The 18,238-nt window shown below is 69.8% G+C and carries 14 protein-coding genes and 4 pseudogenes; 11 read left to right on the forward strand and 7 right to left on the reverse strand.

Translation table 11 applies throughout. The annotated features are described in order from the left end of the window. Positions 1–117 precede the first annotated feature (117 nt). From ACFPIH_RS36275 to ACFPIH_RS36295, 5 genes and pseudogenes are all read left to right on the forward strand, one after another. Positions 118–546 (forward strand): hypothetical protein, encoded by a 429-nt coding sequence (locus ACFPIH_RS36275; RefSeq protein WP_381181052.1) that lies wholly within the window; start codon positions 118–120, stop codon positions 544–546. A gap of 407 nt (positions 547–953) precedes the next feature. Next, positions 954–1,469 (forward strand): GNAT family N-acetyltransferase, encoded by a 516-nt coding sequence (locus tag ACFPIH_RS36280; RefSeq protein WP_381181050.1) that lies wholly within the window; start codon positions 954–956, stop codon positions 1,467–1,469. A gap of 255 nt (positions 1,470–1,724) precedes the next feature. Continuing rightward, a complete protein-coding gene (locus ACFPIH_RS36285; protein WP_385878433.1) occupies positions 1,725–2,036 on the forward strand; it encodes a hypothetical protein in 312 nt (103 codons plus the stop codon). A 366-nt stretch (positions 2,037–2,402) separates the two neighbouring features. Next, positions 2,403–2,666 (forward strand): annotated as a pseudogene (locus ACFPIH_RS36290) (transposase family protein); the annotation flags it as partial. Between the two features lie 73 nt (positions 2,667–2,739). Beyond that, positions 2,740–2,916, forward strand: a pseudogene (locus ACFPIH_RS36295) (carbohydrate kinase family protein); the annotation flags it as partial. A gap of 18 nt (positions 2,917–2,934) precedes the next feature. Here the strand turns inward: ACFPIH_RS36295 and ACFPIH_RS36300 are convergent. Beyond that, on the reverse strand, positions 2,935–6,483 hold the full coding sequence (locus tag ACFPIH_RS36300; protein WP_381181046.1) for a BTAD domain-containing putative transcriptional regulator: 3,549 nt from the start codon (positions 6,481–6,483) through the stop codon (positions 2,935–2,937). Positions 6,484–6,646: 163 nt separating this feature from the next. On the opposite strand from ACFPIH_RS36300, the gene ACFPIH_RS36305 reads away from it, so the two are divergent. Together ACFPIH_RS36305 and ACFPIH_RS36310 are read left to right on the forward strand one after the other, a co-directional pair. Then, entirely contained in the window at positions 6,647–7,009 is a 363-nt protein-coding gene (locus tag ACFPIH_RS36305; RefSeq protein WP_381181044.1) for a hypothetical protein, read from the forward strand. Between the two features lie 202 nt (positions 7,010–7,211). Beyond that, complete coding sequence (locus ACFPIH_RS36310; protein ID WP_381181042.1) at positions 7,212–8,000, forward strand: hypothetical protein; 789 nt, start codon at positions 7,212–7,214, stop codon at positions 7,998–8,000. 26 nt (positions 8,001–8,026) lie between these two features. Here ACFPIH_RS36310 and ACFPIH_RS36315 read toward each other — a convergent pair. The 4 genes and pseudogenes from ACFPIH_RS36315 to ACFPIH_RS36330 form a co-directional block, all read right to left on the reverse strand. Then, positions 8,027–8,407, reverse strand: a pseudogene (locus ACFPIH_RS36315) (alpha/beta fold hydrolase); the annotation flags it as partial. Between the two features lie 722 nt (positions 8,408–9,129). Then, positions 9,130–9,801, reverse strand: coding sequence for an SDR family oxidoreductase (locus ACFPIH_RS36320; protein WP_381181220.1), 672 nt, complete (start codon positions 9,799–9,801; stop codon positions 9,130–9,132). Positions 9,802–10,186: 385 nt separating this feature from the next. Beyond that, entirely contained in the window at positions 10,187–11,002 is an 816-nt protein-coding gene (locus ACFPIH_RS36325) for a hypothetical protein (RefSeq protein ID WP_381181041.1), read from the reverse strand. Between the two features lie 59 nt (positions 11,003–11,061). Then, the gene (locus ACFPIH_RS36330) at positions 11,062–12,843 is read right to left on the reverse strand and encodes a substrate-binding and vWA domain-containing protein (protein ID WP_381181039.1); all 1,782 of its coding nucleotides are present in this window, start codon (positions 12,841–12,843) and stop codon (positions 11,062–11,064) included. 483 nt (positions 12,844–13,326) lie between these two features. On the opposite strand from ACFPIH_RS36330, the gene ACFPIH_RS36335 reads away from it, so the two are divergent. Next, positions 13,327–13,641, forward strand: a complete 315-nt coding sequence (locus tag ACFPIH_RS36335; protein WP_381181037.1) for a hypothetical protein — start codon at positions 13,327–13,329, stop codon at positions 13,639–13,641. Continuing rightward, positions 13,622–14,458 (forward strand): hypothetical protein, encoded by an 837-nt coding sequence (locus ACFPIH_RS36340; RefSeq protein ID WP_381181035.1) that lies wholly within the window; start codon positions 13,622–13,624, stop codon positions 14,456–14,458. Before ACFPIH_RS36335 ends, ACFPIH_RS36340 begins: the two co-directional genes overlap by 20 nt. Before the next feature lie 85 nt (positions 14,459–14,543). Here the strand turns inward: ACFPIH_RS36340 and ACFPIH_RS36345 are convergent. Together ACFPIH_RS36345 and ACFPIH_RS36350 are read right to left on the reverse strand one after the other, a co-directional pair. Beyond that, a pseudogene (locus tag ACFPIH_RS36345) lies at positions 14,544–14,741 on the reverse strand (hypothetical protein); the annotation flags it as partial. Between the two features lie 170 nt (positions 14,742–14,911). Then, entirely contained in the window at positions 14,912–15,322 is a 411-nt protein-coding gene (locus ACFPIH_RS36350; protein WP_381181034.1) for a hypothetical protein, read from the reverse strand. A 200-nt stretch (positions 15,323–15,522) separates the two neighbouring features. On the opposite strand from ACFPIH_RS36350, the gene ACFPIH_RS36355 reads away from it, so the two are divergent. Both ACFPIH_RS36355 and ACFPIH_RS36360 read left to right on the forward strand, forming a co-directional pair. Further along, positions 15,523–16,731, forward strand: coding sequence for a sensor histidine kinase (locus ACFPIH_RS36355; RefSeq protein WP_381181032.1), 1,209 nt, complete (start codon positions 15,523–15,525; stop codon positions 16,729–16,731). A gap of 299 nt (positions 16,732–17,030) precedes the next feature. Continuing rightward, positions 17,031–18,233, forward strand: a complete 1,203-nt coding sequence (locus ACFPIH_RS36360) for a sensor histidine kinase (protein WP_381181030.1) — start codon at positions 17,031–17,033, stop codon at positions 18,231–18,233. Positions 18,234–18,238 lie beyond the last annotated feature (5 nt).

Genomic DNA, 18,238 nt, shown 5'->3' on the forward strand with positions numbered 1-18,238 from the left:
GCGCCGGTACCGTTGTCGGTGGTGTCGTGGGAGCTCTCGCCGGCGTGGCACTGTCCAGTTTTGCGAACAACGCCATCTCGGATCTCTGGTGAGCGAACGATTCGGAACGGACATGCGATGAACTCTGCTGTGGCAGTCGGGTTGCTGGCGATCTGCGGTGCCGGGGTCAAGGCCTACCTGACCATCCGCCTCTGGAAGGATCCCGGCAGGGTCACCCTCCATGGGGGGGCGATGAGGATCTATCCCTTGAGCGAGGAGTTCCGCCGTGGGATGGTGCGTGCGTCCGTGGCCACAGCCGCCGGTCTCGCGTTCGGTGGCCTCCTGGTGCTGGCGGACGGGATCTGGCGCCAGAGCCACCAGGGCCCAGCCCAAGGGGTGATGCTCGACATCCTCAGAGCGTCGCTCGCCGGGATATTGCTGTGTGGCGTCGTCTATCTCTCCATCGCTTTGTTCAACGTCCCTAAATTTCTGGTGCCCCCGCATATGCGGAACGAGCCCGGCTCGATTGCCGCCCGCCAAAAGAATCGAACCTCCGACCGGCGGTAACTGCCTATGCCTCCGATGATCGAGAAACCGATCACCACGGCCTCCGTCACAGTGAGTCCTTCCCAGCGAGCGGTGGTTGTTCGCTGTGATGGCGATGCTGGCAGCGGGTCCGTCAGGAGCCTTCCCCTGCAGAGTGAAGCGCATCAGAAGAAGCAGCGGACTCGGCTCCGGCCAGTACGCTGAAGCCTTGCCGCGCGGGGCCGACTGCCGGGAGGGGCACTGAGCCTCTGTCAACTTGAAGTCGCAGATCAAAGGGCTGGTGCGACCGGTTCTCGGAGTGCTCACGCTGGTCGTGGGCGGGAGTCCGCGGAGAAGATCGTTCGTCAGGAGCCGCTCTCGTTAGGGGAGACACCAACAGCGGGGTAAAGCAGTTCGTCCCGAGGTACCTGTGCCATTACGGTGGCGCGATGGTGCACGTGCGGGAGATGGATGCGGCCGACATCGAGGCCGTTTCGGCGATCCGAGTCCGAGGATGGCAGGCGGCGTACGCCGGCGTCGTTCCCCAGACGTATTTGGATGCCATGACGGTGGAAGGTGATGCTGGTCAACGGCGGCAGTGGTTTTCTCAACCCGGACGAAAGTCACGAGACCTTGTGGCGCTCGGTGACCGTGGCCCGGTGGGGTGGATCTGCTTCGGGCCGTGTCGAAGTGAGATGCCCGGTGTGGGACGGGTCAGTGAGGTGTACGCCCTGTACATCTCGCCGGATCTGATCGGCCAGGGCATCGGCCGGATCCTCCTCGGTGAGGCTCATGCTCAAATGAAGGGCCAGGGCTTCGAGGCGTCAGCTTTGTGGGTTCTGCGTGACAACCAACGAGCCCAGCGCTTCTACGGACGAGCCGGCTACCAGGCTGACGGTGCGGCTCAGGACGACGTCTACGACGGGATCACGCTCACGGAGCTCCGCTACCAGCGCCTGCTTTGAGTCAGGCGACGCTGGGTGCATCCTTGTCAGGTCGAGGACTGCCATCTCCCTCTCCAGGGGCCAACTTGTCGGTTCCCGCTCACCGTGAACGGGCGGCCTTCTACGATCCGGTCCCTGCTGGATCCCGAGCTGCCGGAACGGATCACCGTGCGTCGCGCGGAGCCGGACGAACTCGAAGAACAGCTGGCCAATCAGCTTGCGGAAGTGCGGGCTGAGCGGGACGAACTCCGCGTCGCCGAACGTGTCCTTGAACGGATGACTGGGCAGCTCGCCGAGGAACGCGCCATGGCCGGGCCAGTGCCCGGGCAGGTGGCCGGACGAACAGTGATGCTGATCCCGCACCGCGAACCGGGCGTGGAGGAAGACTCGCTCCCGTGGGACCAGCGCATCATCGCTGCCGTGCGGCAGGCTGCTGGACCGGTCATGGCCCGCGAGGTCGGCGAGGTGGTGGGGGTGGACGTCAGCGTTCGGGCCAAGCTGGAACCGCTACGCAGCAAGCTGGTCAGACTCGCCGATCGCGGCTGGCTGCGGAAACTGCCCGACGGCCGGTTCACCACCCGCCTGTGACCAGGAGCACCGCCACTCGGAGCGGCTTGGCACGGGCGTAACCGGGGTGCCCCCGGCGGCCGTTGGAATGGTGTGACGAAAACCAAAGGGCTCGCCGAGGACACCTGCCCGCTCGTCCACCAGTGCCGTCTGCCGCTGTCCACGCGCACCGTCAACCACCTCGCCGATCTGCTGCGGCGCCATCTGAAGGCAATACGGTCCAGGTGGCGGATCCTGCCGCCAGGAAAGATCGCGGTGATCGTCGTGGCTGTCCTGCGTCATGACCAGTGCTTGGCCGACATGGCCGGCGGAAACAACGTGTCCGAGTCCACTGTCCGCCGCTGGCGTGACGAGCTGATCACCCTGCTTGCCGCCCAGGCGCCGCGCATGGACCGCGCCCTGAAGAAGGTCGCCAAGCAGGGCGGGGAGGTGGTCCTGATCGACGGCACCCTCATCCCCACCCAGCGCCGCACAGGAAAGGCCAACCGGCGGAACCACTCCGGTAAACACCACCATCACGGCCTGCACTTTCTCGCCCTGACCGACGAGAGGGGCTGCCTGATCTGGATATCTGCCGCCCCGCCCTCGGACTCCGCGGCACGGTGGGCGTACGCCCATCATGTCCACACCGGCCGGGCGGGGAGGACCAGTAGCAGGATGGTCAGGGCCGTGGGGTGGTTCCAGAGCGCGAAGAGCAGGGCCACGATCAGCAGGGCGGCCAGGGCACCACCTCGGCGACCGCGGACTCCTCGGTGGTCGGCTGACCGAGCTCGGTCTCGACGATGTCGCGGAAGCCTGCGAGTTCGGCACCCGGGTCGCGGCGCTGACCTGCTCGGTCGCCGGTCCCAATCCGCCGTGGCGGAACCGGTTGGCACGGCTCGCGACCGCCGAAGGCGCCTGACGGGCTCCGGCGAGGTGGTCAGGGTTCGGGTGAATCGGTGAGGCGGCGGTACTCCGCTTCGGCCCAGGCGGACAGTCCGTGGGCACCCCGTGTCCCGGACAGCGATCGCGCCTGTTCGAGCTGGGCCAGGGCGTCGATCCTGCGCTCAGGCGAAGCGGCCAGCGCGACGCCGGCCTTGATGCGGGCGATCGCTTCGTAGAGCGGCATACGGCAGGCGCTGAACACCTCGGCGGCATCTTGTGCACACCGCGCTCCCAGCGCGTTGTCCTGCCGGGCGAGGTGGAGTTCGGCGCGGGAGAGCGCGACGAAGGCCCGCTGGTGGTGTGGTCCGTCAGGACCGGCCGCGGCCGCCGCCCGGTCCGACCATGAGTCGGCGGCGGCGAGGTCACCCCTGGCCAGCTCCGCGCCGGTGAGCAGCCCGAACCACAGAGTGCGCGTCGAAGCTTCGAACCTGAGCAGGTCAGGGCCGCCGCCCGCGCGGAGGACCGTGCGGACGCAGTCGTCCGGGGCACCGTTGAAGAGCATGGCCTGCCCGAGAATCCCGAGCGCGACCGACCTGACCTGTGGAGGCTCGGAATCATCGGCCGTGTGCCGGGAGATCACCAGCTTCTCCAGGATGGAGTTGGCCGTGGCGTAGTCCCCCTGCCACAGACGAGTCGCGGCGAGCACGGCGGAGGCGAACGAGGACGCCTCTTCGCTGCCGACGAACGACGCGGCTTCCAGAGCCTCCTCGGCGCATCTGCTCGCGTCGTCCAAGCGTCCCAGGAGCAGGTGGGTGTGCGCGGAGGCGGCGAACAGGTCACTGAGCAACAGGCTGTTGCCGGTGCGGTGGGACAACTCGAGTCCCTGGTCGAGATGGTGCAGGGCCGAGTCGTATCGGCCCTCCAGCAGTTCCGTCCAGCCGATCACGGACAGGGCGTCGATGTACTCCGGCTGCTCGCTCCGCGCCCCGTCGAGCGTCCCGAGCAGTCGGGTGAGGTGGGAGCGGGAGCGGGCGTGTTCGCCGGTCGAAGCGTACGCGAGCGCCAGCAAGCCTCGGGCCAGGGCGAGCCGTGGGGGGTCTTCCGCTCTCTCCGCCGAAACAAGGGCCCGTTCGCTCCAGTGGACCGCCGTGGAGAACTCGTCCGTGCGCTGTGCGATGGCGGCGAGCGCCATCTCCAGCTCCGCGATGTCGTGCTCCGACCGGCCCTCACGGTCCTCCAGCTCCCGGAGCAGCAAGCGCATTGCCTGCTGGTACTTCCCGAGCATCCACTCCATCGTGGCTTGGGCGACGACGACTCGGACCCGCATGTCCCCCGCCCGGGAGGGCAGCAGCGAGGCCGTGGCGCGCAGCAGGTCACGACTCTCGCGCAGCCGTCCGGCCGCGCCGAGCGCGCTTGCCCTCTGGAACCACAGTTCCGGCCTCAGGCGGCCGTCCTCACCCAGCAGCCGGAGGGCTTCCCCTGTCCAGTGCGCGGCGGTGGCCGGAGCGATGGTCAGCACGTCGCGGGCAGCCCGTGCCAGCAGATCCGCGGCTTTCGCGTCGCCCGGATGCGCCGACCGCTGTACGTGCGAGGCCTGGGCGGCCGAGGAGGCCCCGCGCGCCGCCAGGCACTCCGCGGCGCGGCCGTGCGCGCTCAGCAGCCAGCCGGCGCCCGCTCCTTCGTACACGGCGGCACGTACGAGCGGATGGCGGAACCTGAACTGGCCCGGGGCTCCCACGGGCCGCATCACGTCGTGCGCGGTGAGTTCGTCGAGGGCTGCCAGAGTGCCCGCCTGATCGGACCCGGCGACGGCCGCGACCATCGTGGCGGCGAAGGAGTCGCCGAGAACCGCGGCCACACGCGCGGTGAGCCGCGCCGGATCCGACAGCCCCTGTAACTCCGTCAGGAGCGAGTCCCGCACCGGTCGGGGCACGTCTCTCACGGCGGCTGCCGGATCCAACGGAGTGGCCGTCGCGAGCTGCTCGGAGGGCACCCGGGCCAGTGCCTCCAGATAGAACGGGTTGCCGCCGCTGATCTCGTACAGCCGCCGCCAGCGCCCTGGGCCCATGTCGCCCGCGAACAGTTCCACCGCGTCCGTGGGCGACAGGGGGCCCAACCCCAGCCGCGACATCCGGCTGTCCGCCCCGGCCCGGGCCAGGGCTGCCGACAGACGAGGCGGAATCTGCCGAGGGCGGTGGGCGAGCGCGAGCAGCACCGGTGCCTTCGGCGGATGCCGTATCAGGTGGTCGATCAACTCGGTGGTCGCGTCGTCCGCCCAGTGCAGATCGTCCAGGCTGAGCACGAGCCCCTGGCCGTCACCGGCCATGGCTTCCAGCAACGACCGCACCGCCCGGTGGAGCCAGTACCGCTCAGCCCGTACCGGTCCCGCCGCCAGGCGGTCGTCCCACAGTGCGGGAAAGACGGCACCGAGCTGGAGCACGGCCGCCTTGGGCAACGCGTCCACAGGGTTGCCGCCCGGGTCCGCGGAGGCGAGGTGGTCGTCCAGCGCGTCCACGAAGGCACCGTACGGAGCCTGGTCGAACTGGACGCTGCGCCCGGCCAGCACGAGCAGACCACGCTGCCTCGCCCGCTCGCCCAGTTCGGCGAGCATGCGCGTCTTGCCGATACCCGGTTCACCGGCGAGCTCCACCACGTGTGCCTGGGTGGCGGACTCACCGGTGGTCAGATCCTTGAGGGCGCGGTCGAACGTCGCCATCTCGTCGGCACGTCCCACCAGCCGACCGCCCAGACGGCTGCGCACCACGGGAGGTGTCGCGACGGTGGGGGGCGCCGCTGGGGGGCGGGTGGCTCCGCTGCCCTCATCGCGGTCGCTCCGGCCGGGAGCGGTGTCTTCTCCGCGGAGGATCGCCTGGTGCAGCCGCTGCACCTCGGGTCCCGGGTCAGTGCCGAGTTCCTCGGCCAGCCGCTCCCGCAAGGCAGCGAAACAGGCAAGGGCTTCCGGGCGGCGTCCGCCGGTGTGCAGCGCCCTCATCAACGCCGTGGCGAGCGGCTCGACCAACGGGTGCTCGGCGACCAGGTCGGCCAGCCGCCCCACCACCGCCGCGTGGTTGCCCGCTTCCAGCTCGCAGTGGGCCCAGGCGACCAGCGCGGCGAGGTACTCCTGCTTCCAGCTCTCCCGGGCCCGGGCAACCCAGGGTCCGGGTAGCCCGGCCAGGGGCTCTCCCCGCCACAACGCACATGCCTGACGCAGCGCCAGTGCGCGTTCTCCCTGTGTGCGGGCGTATCCGCGGGCCTGCTCGACCTGATGCCGGAACCGGTGCAGGTCCACCTCGTCCGGGGGGACGTCGAGCAGGTATCCGTCGGCGCGGCGCAGGACACGTGGGGGCGTGCTGGGGCCCGCGTGCTCTGGAGCCGGGTTCTCCAGGAGCCGACGGATCCGGGCGACGTGCGAATAGAGCGAAGCGCGGGCCTCCGAGGGCGCGTGCTCACCCCACAGCCGGTCGATCAGCGTGTCGACCGGTACTGGTCGTCCGGCATCCGCCAGCAGGAAGGCAAGCACTGCCCGCCGCTGAGGCGGACCGGGATCCACAGCTCGGCCGGCCACCCGCAGCTCCAGCGGGCCCAGCAGTCGGAAATCCGTCATGCCCACCCGTCTGGTCGGTCCGTCCCCGCACTTGGGCGCGGGTCCATCACAGCAGGCGCGTGCGGGGCGGACAAGGTTTCGACCAGGTCGTGACCAGGTCGGAGGACCACCATCGACGCATCGAGAAGGCGTGATCCACGAGGGAAGGCAGGAACCTGTGAAAATGAACCCCACGGCCAAGCGCGGCCTGTTGGTCGCCGGCGCCGCGTGCGCGTCCCTGGCACTGATGTCCGGGAGCGCCTCGGCGACCACGTACCTCGACATCCCCGGACGGGGCTACGGCGTGATCAGCACCGGGGGTACGTTCGCGGGGGCGTGCGACATGTTCGCCGACAACTGGGGAGTGCGTACCCAGTACACCACCAGCAACGGTGTCACCGACATCGTCGGAGACGCCAATGGCAGCGCCGCCGGCTGCGGCGGCGAGGCGCCGACCGGCGGCGGCTACATCGTCCGCGCGCGAACCTGCGCCGGGGTGAACGGCGCCGGCACCAGTTGCACAGCCTGGGACACCTACCCGTGGTGACCGGGCCGTAGGCAACGGAACATCGTGTCTGCGGTGGCCGGAACACCGGCCACCGCACTCCCGAACCGGTATCCGGCGGACCAGGGTGACTGGCCTTCAAGACCGGCCGCGGAAGGGGGCAACCGCGACCGGCCCTCACGGGTCTAGCCATCAGGCTTCGCCGTGAGGAGACGGCGAGCCCATGATCCCGAAGGGGGATTCCATGCGCATCCGCCCTGCCGTCGCCGTCGTGTCCCTTGCGACCGCCCTTACCGCATCGATTCCGGCAGCCGCCCAAGCGGCGGGCCGGGCCGCGTCCAGCGACACGACGTTCTCGAACGTCGTGGTCAACGGAGGCAAGGAGATCGTGCTCGGCCTGACCACCAGGAAGACCGTCACCATCACGTGGACGGCGACGGACCCGGACGGCGTCGCCGCGTCCTGGGCCTACCTGTGGCACGGCCCCAACACCGACGACGCCGACGGCATCCTGCCGTCCTACCCGCCGGCGGGCACGTGCACCGTGTCGCCCACCGACCACACCACCTCCACCTGCAAGGTGAGCTTCGGCGTGGACGCCGCGCGGGACTTCGACCACAACGGCCTCGCCGGCACCTGGAAGGTGCTCGCCGGGGCGCAGGACGCCAACGACGACTGGACGGAGATCGACGTCGCCGGGACGGCACAGTTCAAGCGGTACGCCAAGGTGACGGTCAACGCCTCGCCCGAGCCGGTGAAGAAGGGCAGGACCGTCACGGTCACCGGCAAGCTGACCCGTGCCAACTGGGAGAGCGGCACCTACACCGGCTACCAGGGCCGGTCGGTTCAGCTGCAGTTCCGCAAGAAGGGCAGCACCACCTACACCACCCTGAAGACCATCACCAGCGGCAGCCACGGCACGCTGAAGACCACCACCACGGCCCGGACCGACGGCTACTTCCGCTTCCTCTTCACCGGCACCGCCACCACCGGCCCGTCCACGGCAGCCGGCGACTTCGTCGACGTCAGGTGAGGGTGCCGGACCGGCCGTCCCGGGCGTCAGGCGTCGCCGGCGCCCCGGACCGCGACGGGGTCGCGGGAGTCGATGCCGTCCATGAAGTCCAGCATCCGGGCGTTGAGCAGTTCGGGGTGGTCGATCGGGGGGCCGTGGCCGGTGTCGGCGATGATCTCGGCGCGGGCTGAGGGGATCAGTCGCGGCACACGCTCCAGTTGCCGCTTCGGATGCAGGATCAGGCTTCGCTTGCCGAGGACGAGATAGAGCGGGGTGCGGATGGTGCGCAGCTCGTCCTCGGTCAGCTGCAGCGGCGCGGGTCGGCGTATCCGGAAGGCCCGCGTACTCGCCCGGACGAACGCGCGCAGTTCGGGAACGATGAGGACCGGCTGCTCCAGCCAGGCCGCGAGACGCGGGCGCAGCGCCTCCGCTCGCCCGCTACATGTCGGCGGGACCCTCGTGGTGGTCCAGACCGACCTACACGACGACGAGGGCCGGCTCGTGGGACAGGCGACCCAGACTCAGCTCGTGCTCGCTGCCAAGGATCGCACCACTGGCTGACCCTGGCGCGGCATCGAGGACACCCGACACCCTGGCCGCGGTCCCGTGCTGAAACGCGGAGGTCCTCAAGGCCTTTCTGCCGGTAGCGCCGTACTGTTTCGCGGTCCGGTTGCAGGCGGCGGCCGAGGGCGCTGAGGAACCCCCTGGCCGCCAATTCGTCGACCTCCCGGTGGCGTTGGTGCACGCGGTCCAGAAGATTCGTCGCCGGGGCAGCCGACGGCTGTCTGGCAGTCCGCCGGCGGTGGAGCCGCAGAAGAACCGGTGTACCTGCAGACGTACGGTCAACCTCCGCCCGCCGACGGGCAACTCGGATATCCGACGCCGGTCCCGGCTGTGCCGCGTGGCAGGATGCGTGCATTGCGGACACCTGCCTGGCGGGTCACACGCAGCCGCGTCGGGCGGCAAGTGGCCGCCGACGGTTGTGAGTTGCCGCACCTCGAAGTCCAGGCAGGCCCGGCATGAGGACGTCCTCAAGTGTCTCCACTCGCATGGCGAAGAGATCCCCCTGGCGGAACGGTCCTGCAGTCCTTGCGCTACCGGCCCAGGGTCTCTGCGGTCGTCGCAATTGGCCAGGCCGGGCCGTCCCTTGCTATCCGGCGCGCGGTCCGAGGAACAGTCCACCGCTTGCGTCGATGACCTGCCCGGTGATCCAGCGCGCCGCGTCGGAGGCGAGGAACGCGACCACGTCGGCGACATCGTCGGGCCCGCCCAGCCGATCGAGCGCCGTCGTTGCAGCGATGAGTTCGACCAGGCCCGGCGCTTCGAAGAATGATCCGTTGGTCGCCGTCCGAGTGGCGCCGGGAGCAACCGCGTTCACCGTGATGCCCCGGACCCCGAGCTCGTTCGCCAAGGTCATGGTCATCGTCTCGACCGCACCCTTCGTCATGGCGAAGGACGTCTGGGCGGGGTTGGCCATCCGGGTCGCCACGGACGAGATCGTGACGATGCGGCCGCCGTCACGGAGCAACGGCAATGCTCGCTGGATGATGAAGTACGGCGCTCGCACGTTCACCGCGAAGAGGTGGTCGAACTCCTTCCTCGTCGTGGCTCCGAGCGGGCCGGCGGGCGCAGCCGCCGCGTTGTTGACCAGGATGTCGAGTGGCCGCCCAGCCAGGCCGGCCTCGACTCCCGTGAAGAGCGTGTCGACGTCGTTATCCACGCCCAGCTCCGCCCCGACGGCGAGCGCGGTTCCACCGGTACGTTCGATCTCGTCGACCGTCGCCGTTGCACACACGGAGACGACCTGACGGCGGGCGAGCAGTTCCTGCTCGCCCGCCTGCGGCTCATGATCTCGACGCCGGCCTTGCGGGCCAAGCACCTGGATAACCACTACGCCCTTCAGCAGGCGATCGTCGACGCCCTCGGGGGCGATGCCACCGATCCCGACACGGCGTTCCACGCACACGCGGCGGCACTCCGTAGGTCGTGGAGGGCCCAAGGGGCCAACCACGACCACGCGGTCATCTGCGCGTCGCGGGTCGCGAGGCTCGCGGGGCCGCTGATCGGCGCATTTCTCGCGACTGTCTCGGCATCTGCCCGCAGTGCTCGGCCCATCTCTGCCCTCGGTACCACGCCGCTGACCTGCGACGATCAGCTCAAAAGCACCGCGGCCACGATGCGTCTTCTTCCGACCATGCGCCGCCTCCTCACCCCGGTCGTTCGCCGGCTGTGCCGTGCAGTGAGCGGGTGATCTCGTCGAGTGTGTCCAGTCCGGCCTGTACGGCATCGAGCTCGTGGTCGAGGGCGGTGAGATCCGGCGGGACGGTGGAGGCGTCTGTCGCGGCCTGGAGGGACAGCAGCATGGCGCCGCGCTCCGCTGCGGCTTCCAGGCGCAGGGCGGTGGCCTCCATGGTGGTGATCAGGAGTTGGCGCAGTTCGGTCAGGCGCTTCAGGGTCGCGGCGCGTTCGCCCGTGGCGAGGGCGGCGTCCTGTTTGGCCCGCCGCAGCGGGCCGTCGGGCAGGGCCAGGGCCTCTTCCTCCAGGCGCTCCTGCTCGCCGTACAGGACGCGGTGGTCGGCGGGTGCGCCGCTGGTGTCGATGACGCGGACCGCGTGGGCTGCTGCCGTCAGCCGGTCGGCTGCGGCCCGTACGGATGTCGCGGCCGTTGCCAGCGCGGGCCAGAGCGAGGCGCTGGGGCTATGTCGGCACTGGTGCTCCAGCCTGTCGGCGGCCGCTGCCGCGCGGGTCAGCCATCGGGCGGCGTCGGCGGGCGGTTCAGGGAGTGCGTCCGTCGGCCCGTCCGCGTCCTGGCTGTCCGTCCGGCCGGTCGCGGGCCTCGCGGATGCCGATGGTGCGGGGCGGGTGAGGCGGTGGGTGATGGCGTACGCCGCCCACACGAGGCCGCCGACACCCGCGCCGACGGGCAGGGCGATAGCGGTCGGGGCGCCGGCGATGAGGGCCGTGACGCTGCCCGCGACGGCGAACAGCGCGGCCGCGGCGGTGGGAAGGAGACGGCTGCCCATCGTGTCCTCTCTGTCTGCACTGCCCATGGGGTCCGAACCCGTCTTCCGGTGCCGGCGGGTCAGAAGTTGCTGATGACGGAGACCATCACCTTGTCGATGACCGCCGGGTCGCGGGCGTCGTAGGAGGTGGCCTTGGTAGCGGTGGCGATCTTCGTGAGTGTGCCGAAGTCGGCCTGGTCGCTGAAGGCAACGGTGAAGACGCGTACGGACCGCTCCAGTCGGCCGGCGTCGAGGTCCCCCAGAAGTCCGTCGAGGTCGTTGTCGGGCGGATACTCGTTCCTGCCGTCGGTCAGTACGACGACGGCGTTGATGCGGTTGCTGTCCAGGTCGGCCAGCATCGCCTGCTGGGCGGCGCGCACGGTGGCGTAGAGGGCGGTGCCGCCCTCGGCGTGCAGCCCGTTGATGGCATCGGTGAGCCGTTGTTCGTTGTCGCGCATGGGGCCCGGCGACAGGATCTGCTGGTACGGCTTGGTGCCGTCGCCGGTCTCGGAGGAGAACGCCCACAGGCCGACCTCGTCGTCGGGGTGGTAGAGGCCGAGCGTGGCGGCGGCGGCCTTCTTGGCCGCCTCCAGTCGGCTCTGTCCGCCGCCCGCGGCGTGGTTCATCGACCCGGAGACGTCCATGACGAGCAGTACCCGGGCCTTCTTGCGCAGTTCGTCCCAGCTGTCCAGGACCGCCGCCAGCACCTGGGGCGCGGGCGGGTCGATCAGTGACAGGTTCCGCTTGCTCTGCTCGGACAGGCTGACCGAGCGGGCGAGTTCGCTGCCGGCGTTGCCCTCGTGGTCGCGGAATCCGGTCTGCTGAAAGCGGTGCTGCTGGGCGTCTTGCAGCAGGAAGTCGCGGAAGTCGGCGGCAGCGGCCCGCTGTTGCTTGGAGGCCGTGGGCAGCACGACGTAAGGGTGGTCGAACATCAGCGTGCCGTCGGCCGGGTGCACGGCCACCAGAGGCACCTTCGGCTTCTTCCCCTTGCCGATCCGGTCGGTCTCACCCGTGGGGCTGCCCTGGTTGTACAGGTAGATCAACTGCTCCTGTACGGCGATGGCACTGGTGTACGACAGGGCCTGCCCGTCAGCGTCCGCCTCGGCGAGGTTGGCCATGTACGCGGTCGCATCGGAGGCGTAGTGCAGGACGCCTGCCTCGACCCCCGCCACAAACCGCCGGGTCTTTGCGTCCTTGACTTCGTCCAGGGTCAGGTCGCTGGAGCGGCCCGTGGCGGCGTAGAAGGTTGCCACGGTCGCGGCCAGGCCCGAGGTGGAGGTGTGCGGGTTGTCCTTGCCCAGGCTGAAACGGCCCCACTCGGGCCGGCCGACCGAGGCCCAGCCCTTCTGCGTCAGCGACAGCACGTCCCTCCAGCCGATCCGTTTCTTCGGCCAGCCGAGTGCCTCCGCCATGGGCCTGGGCATGGCGATCGCCAGCGGGCTGGTGGCGAGCGACTGCGGCTTCTCGTCGGTGAGCAGCTTGCGGTCGGCGGCGGTCGCGTCGCGCTGGAGCAGTGTCAGCCACAGCGAGGAGGACGGCGTCCACACCTGCGGTTCGGGCGCGCCGTCGCGCCGCTCGTCCCACCCCTGGGCCAGGGCGTCCTTGGCGATGCCGGAACTCGTCTCCGACACCGTCACCCGGGCGCACTGCCCGCCCACGAGCTCACGCCCGGAGTCGTTGTACTCCTTGGCCAGTTCGGCGAGCAGATCGCCCTTCTCCGTCGAGGAGTTCACCTCCAGCCGTACCGCGCAGTCGCCGTCCGAACCACCGACGGACACGCTCACCACCACGCCGACGGCCGCGAGCAGCGCCAGCCCCACCACGACCGCCACCAGCAGCGGCAGCCTGCGTACGTTTCTCATGGCACCCCCGTGTCCGTGCCTCGCCCGAGGCGGGCTCTGCTCGGATCGCCGGATCGAGACCGTCCAGCCGGTTGCGCCGGATGACGTACTTGCAGCCCGTGTACGTGTGGCCGGGACGGGATCCGTGTCCCCGTGTCGTAGTCGAGGACGCGGCCGGAGCTGTCGACGGCGTCGTCGCGCTGGTAAAGAAGTGGTAATGCCTGGCCGGCAGGTTCAGCGTCACCTTCGGGTACGTGCCCGAACCGGCCGTGCGGACCCGGCTCCCGGCGTCCGCGTCCCTGCCGTGGACCTTGCGATGGGTCGGTGTCTGTCATGGGAATCCCCGTATGCGGCCGGGCCCTCCCCGCAGTGGACATTGCGGGGGCGGGGCATCCTCAAGGGAATGAGACCGGACGACGGCGACGGGGGCGTGGGATGTGGCGACGAGGTGCCGAACTCGGGGGCCTACCGACAACGGAGTCCTGGTGGACGGATGAGGACGCGGTGGCGGCCAACGCCGCCGGCCGGGTGACCCCGGCGCAGTATGCGGTGGTCGCGGGCCGAGGGATCCGGCCGCCCTATGGCGCGTACGCGCTGTTCGCGGTGTGGCTGGCCATGGTGGGGCTGATGGGGGTGGCCGCCATCGCCGCGGGGGACGGCCCCGGGGGCAACCCGGACGGCCTGGCTGCGGCCGCCCCGGGGATGGCCCTGTTCGGGGGTTTGACAGTCCCGTTCGTTCTCGCGTTGGCGCTCCCGGCGGCGTCGACGCCGCCGGATCGCCGGCCTGGTCGTCTGTCGGATGTCCAGCGCGGTCGGTGAAGTCGTCGCTCGACCGGGCGGCGAACCTGAGGCACTGGTCGGCGCCAGCCGCCTGTCCGTGCCGGAGGGGGCTCCGGCGCTGCCGCCGCTGGGTGCCTACCGGCTGTACTGGCTGGAGTCGGCCAAGGCCGGCCCTGGCCCGCTGCTGCTCTCCGCCATGCCGCTGGACCGGCAGGAGGCCGAGGCACCCACGGACTTCGCGTCGGCAGAGGCCGCCGGGCGAGGGCCGCTGCCGGCGGACGCGATGGGCCTGACGCAGCGGGACCTGGACGCGAACCGGGCGGGACGGCTGACAGCCCGGCAGCGTCGGCCGCTCATCCGCAGGTTCTGCCTCCACGCAGTCTGCTGGGGCCTGGGCGCGGTCGTCGGGATCGGCATCTTCCTGTGGCCCAGCGTGGCGGCCATCGTGGAGCTGGTCGTCTCCGGGCCGACCGGTCCTGGGTTCCGTGACCTGGTCGGCCTGCTGTTCTGCCTGGCGTTCGGCGCCTGTTTCGCCGGACCGATCGCAGTCATCCTGTGGGCTGAGGTGGCCGAGAGCCGGCTCGTCGTTCTGTGGCGCGCGCTGCGCACGTCGGATCCTGTTCGGTGCGCGGTGGACGCGATATCGGTACGCGGGGCCGGGACATGGTGGCAGCTGTCGGCGGGCGGGATGACCTTCACCGTGGCCTCGACGGTGGCGCAGACGTTCTTCGGACCCGGGCGGTATGCGCTGTATCACCTGCCCGGCCTGGGGATGCTGCTGTCGGCCGAACCGGAGGCCCTGGATGGTCCCAACAGGCCCGTGAGTACCAGGTCGTTGAAGCTGGAGTGGTTGTAGTTCTCGCTGAAGTTGAAGCCGTCCAAGTCCACTCGCCGGTGTCGCCGTTGGCGGCTTCGGCGATGTAGGGCTTGCCGTCCTTGTGCTGGAGGTCGGCGAACTGCTTGGTGACGTAGCTCTGCGCCGGGTAGTCCTGGAGCAGGTTCGCCATGCCGGTCAGGATCCGGCTCGTCTGGTACGGCCGGCTCGGGCCGTTCCAGTGGCAGCAGTTCGCGTCGTCGCGCTGCTGGGTTCGTTGCCCTTGCACGATCTTGGTCGTGACGACGGGAACCTCCCCTTGCACGCGGAGATGGCCCTACTGCGTCGTACTCGTCATCCCGCTTGAGCGATGGCGGCCACCAGGCTCCGCCTCCCGGGGCAACGAGGGGCTGCATGCCGAGGCGTTGAACCGTTCTGGGTTCGGCAGATTCTCTGCCGAACCCAGAACGGGTTCAGTCCACAATGCCTACCGGCTTACCAAGCTGCGTCCCCGCAGATGTGCTTTTGTCCGGTCGTTGCGTTGTCGATGCAGACGTGCGAGGCGGCGTCTGTGCCGTTCCAGTGGAAGCCGGTCGCAGCCGTGGAGTTCAGTAGGAAGTAGCTGCTCGATACCGGCGTCCAGCCGTAGCCGCCAGAGCCGAGGCGCATGCGCTCCAGGTACACAACACACTGGTTGTTGTTCCATGACTGGCCGAGAGCTTGTACGTAGCCGTTGCTGGAGTCACGGTTCAACCAACCCTTGCAGCTCCCTGCGTAGGTGTCCTTGCCGGCGATGTAGTCGATCGACTGTGCGGCCGCGGCCGCCGAGGTCGCCGTCGATATGCCACCGCCCAGCAAGGTGCCGGTGATAATGGCAGCGGTGGCGAGACTGCGCACACGGTTCATGGTTTTGATCCCATCCAAAGCAGGGCCTGCCCGAGGCGATGTTGCCCGGGTGTAGGAAAGCTAGTCGGAAGGGCTGTTCCCCCTCGCCCAACCATGGGTTGAACTGCGCCTGCAACCAGAGTGGTTGGCGGTGTACAACCTGGGGTGTAGCTGGGGTGGAAAGCGGGGTGGAGCGGTCGCTCGGGCCCTACGCTCGGACGATGTTCGCGCAGCGCATGTGGAGCGGGGCGGTTCGCCAGTCCTTCGCACAGGTGGCGGACATCGTCTACGCGGTGGTGTCGGTCTGGATCTCGAGCACCGCCCTGCGCAACCTGCCCGACCCGCACGGCTACTGGCGGCAGACCGATGTATGGGCCTACGTACTGATCGCCCTGGTCTACCTTCCGCTGGCCGTGCGCCGCCGGGCTCCCCTGACCGTGTTCATCGGCACGGTGGCCTGCGTGCTGTGTTACTTCACCCTGGCCTACTATCACGTGGTCGTCGTCAGCGGACTGGGCCTGGCGCTCTACACCGTCGCGGCGCAGTGCCCGCGCAGGGTCGCTGCGAAGTGCGCCGCCGCATCGCTGCTCGTGCTGCTGTGGGGCGCGCGGCTCGCCGAGCCCGGGAGCGGCCCGTTCAGTGTGGCCTTCGTGATCGTGATGGTCGCCGTCGCCTGGGTGACCGGCGACCGGGCCCGCCGGCTCGCGGAACGAGGCGAGCGGCTCGCGGTGCTCACCGAGCAACTGCGCCTGGAGCAGGAGGAGAAGGCGCAGCGGGCCGTCATGGCCGAGCGCATGAAGATAGCCCGTGAACTGCACGACGTGATCGCCCACCACGTGTCCGTGATCTCCGTGCAGACCGGCCTGGCCGGATACGTCTTCACCTCCGATCCGAAGACCGCCCGCACGGCGCTGGAGACCATCGCGGGCAGCGCCCACGAGGCCATGGCGGAAATGCGCCGCATGCTGGTCGTGCTCAGGGAAGGGACCGAGCGCGCCCAGGAGGAGGAAGGAGCGGGCGACCACAGCGCGACCCCCGGACTCGGGCGGCTGGACCAGTTGGCCCGGCGCGTCGAAGCCGCGGGCGTTTCCGTCGACGTCCGGATCACGGGCGCCCCGTTCGCGCTGCCGCCGGGCGCCGACCTCTGCGTCTACCGGGTCATCCAGGAAGCTCTCACCAACGTCATGAAGCACGCGCCGGCGGCGAACGCGAGCGTCACGGTGCACTACGACGAGGCCGCGGTCCGCGTCCGGGTGACCGACGACGGACAGGAGGCAATTCCCGTCGGCACCACCGCGGGGCCCGCCGGCCATGGTTTGATCGGCATGCGCGAGCGGGCCGGTATCTACGGCGGGACGGTGACCGCCGGACCCGGCCCGCAGGGCGGGTTCGAAGTCGCACTGACCGTCCCCGTGTCCCGCGACAGGTGAACAAGCGCCTCGGCTCCCGGCCGGGCAGCCGCGAGGAAGGCGACACCGCGCCTGCCCACAGTGCTCGTTGATCTGCGCGGAGATCCGGAACCACGAGTCGTCCAAGCTGACCTCCGGCCAGGGAAGCGGGCACATCAGCCTTCGCAGCTTGACAGCCGGCAGCTCCAGGAGAGCCACCCAGTTGGCCCCGTCGCCCAGCGAATGCCGGGAGCCCGCTCGGACCGTGCCGGTGTACAACCTGGGGTGTAGCTGTGGTCGAATGCGGGGTGGAGTGGTCGCTCGCGGCCTACGCTCGGACGATGTTCGCGCAGCGCACGTGGGGCGGGACGGTTCGCCAGGCCTTCCCACAGGTGGCAGACATCGTCTACGCGGTGGTGTCGCTCGGCATCATGGGCACCATGCTGCGCAACTGGCCGAACTCGCAGGGCTACTGGCGGCAGACCGATGTATGGGCCTACGTGCTGATCGTCCTGGTCTATCTTCCGCTGGCCGTGCGCCGCAGGGCTCCCCTGACCGTGTTCATCGGCACGGCGGCCTGCACGCTGTGCTATATGACCCTGGCCTACTACCACGTGGTCGTCGTCTGTGGACTGGGCCTGGCGTTCTACACCGTCGCGGCGCAGTGTCCGCGCAGGGTCGCTGCGAAGTGCGCCGCAGGGTCGCTGCTCGTGCTGCTGTGGGGCACGCGGCTCGCCGAGCCCGGCATCGGCCCGCTCAGTGTGGTCTTCGTGACCGTGACGGTAGCCGTCCTGTGGGTGACCGGCGACCGGTCCCGCCGGCTCGCGGAACGCGGCGAGCGGCTCGCGGTGCTCAGCGAGCAACTGCGCCTGGAGCAGGAGGAGAAGGCGCAGCAGGCCGTCATGGCCGAGCGCATGAGCATAGCCCGTGAACTGCACGACGTGGTCGCCCACCACGTGTCTGCGATCTCCGTGCAGACCGGCCTGGCCGGATACGTCTTCACCTCCGATCCGAAGACCGCCCGCACGGCGCTGGAGACCATCGCGGGCAGCGCCCACGAGGCCATGGCGGAAATGCGCCGCATGCTGGTCGTGCTCAGGGAAGGGACGTCGCGCGCCCAGGAGGGGGCGGGCGACCCCACCGCGACCCCCGGACTCGGGCGGCTGGACCAGTTGGCCCGGCGCGTGGAAGCCGCGGGCGTTTCCGTCGACGTCCGGATCACGGGTGCCCCGTTCGCGCTGCCGCCGGGCGTCGACCTGTGCGTCTTCCGAGTCATCCAGGAAGCTCTCACCAACGTCATGAAGCACGCGCCGGCGGCGAACGCGAGCGTCACGGTGCACTTCGACGAGGCCGCGGTCCGCGTCCGGGTGGCCGATGACGGACAGGAACCAGTTCTGGGCGACACCACCGCGGGGCCCACTGCCCATGGTTTGATCGGCATGCGCGAGCGGGCCGGTATCTACGGTGGGACGGTGACCGCCGGACCCGGCCCGCAGGGCGGGTTCGAAGTCGCACTGACCGTCCCCGTGTCCCGCGACAGGTGAACAAG

Source organism: Streptomyces vulcanius (genome assembly GCF_042653945.1).
In the GTDB taxonomy this organism is placed as follows: domain Bacteria; phylum Actinomycetota; class Actinomycetes; order Streptomycetales; family Streptomycetaceae; genus Streptomyces; species Streptomyces mangrovi.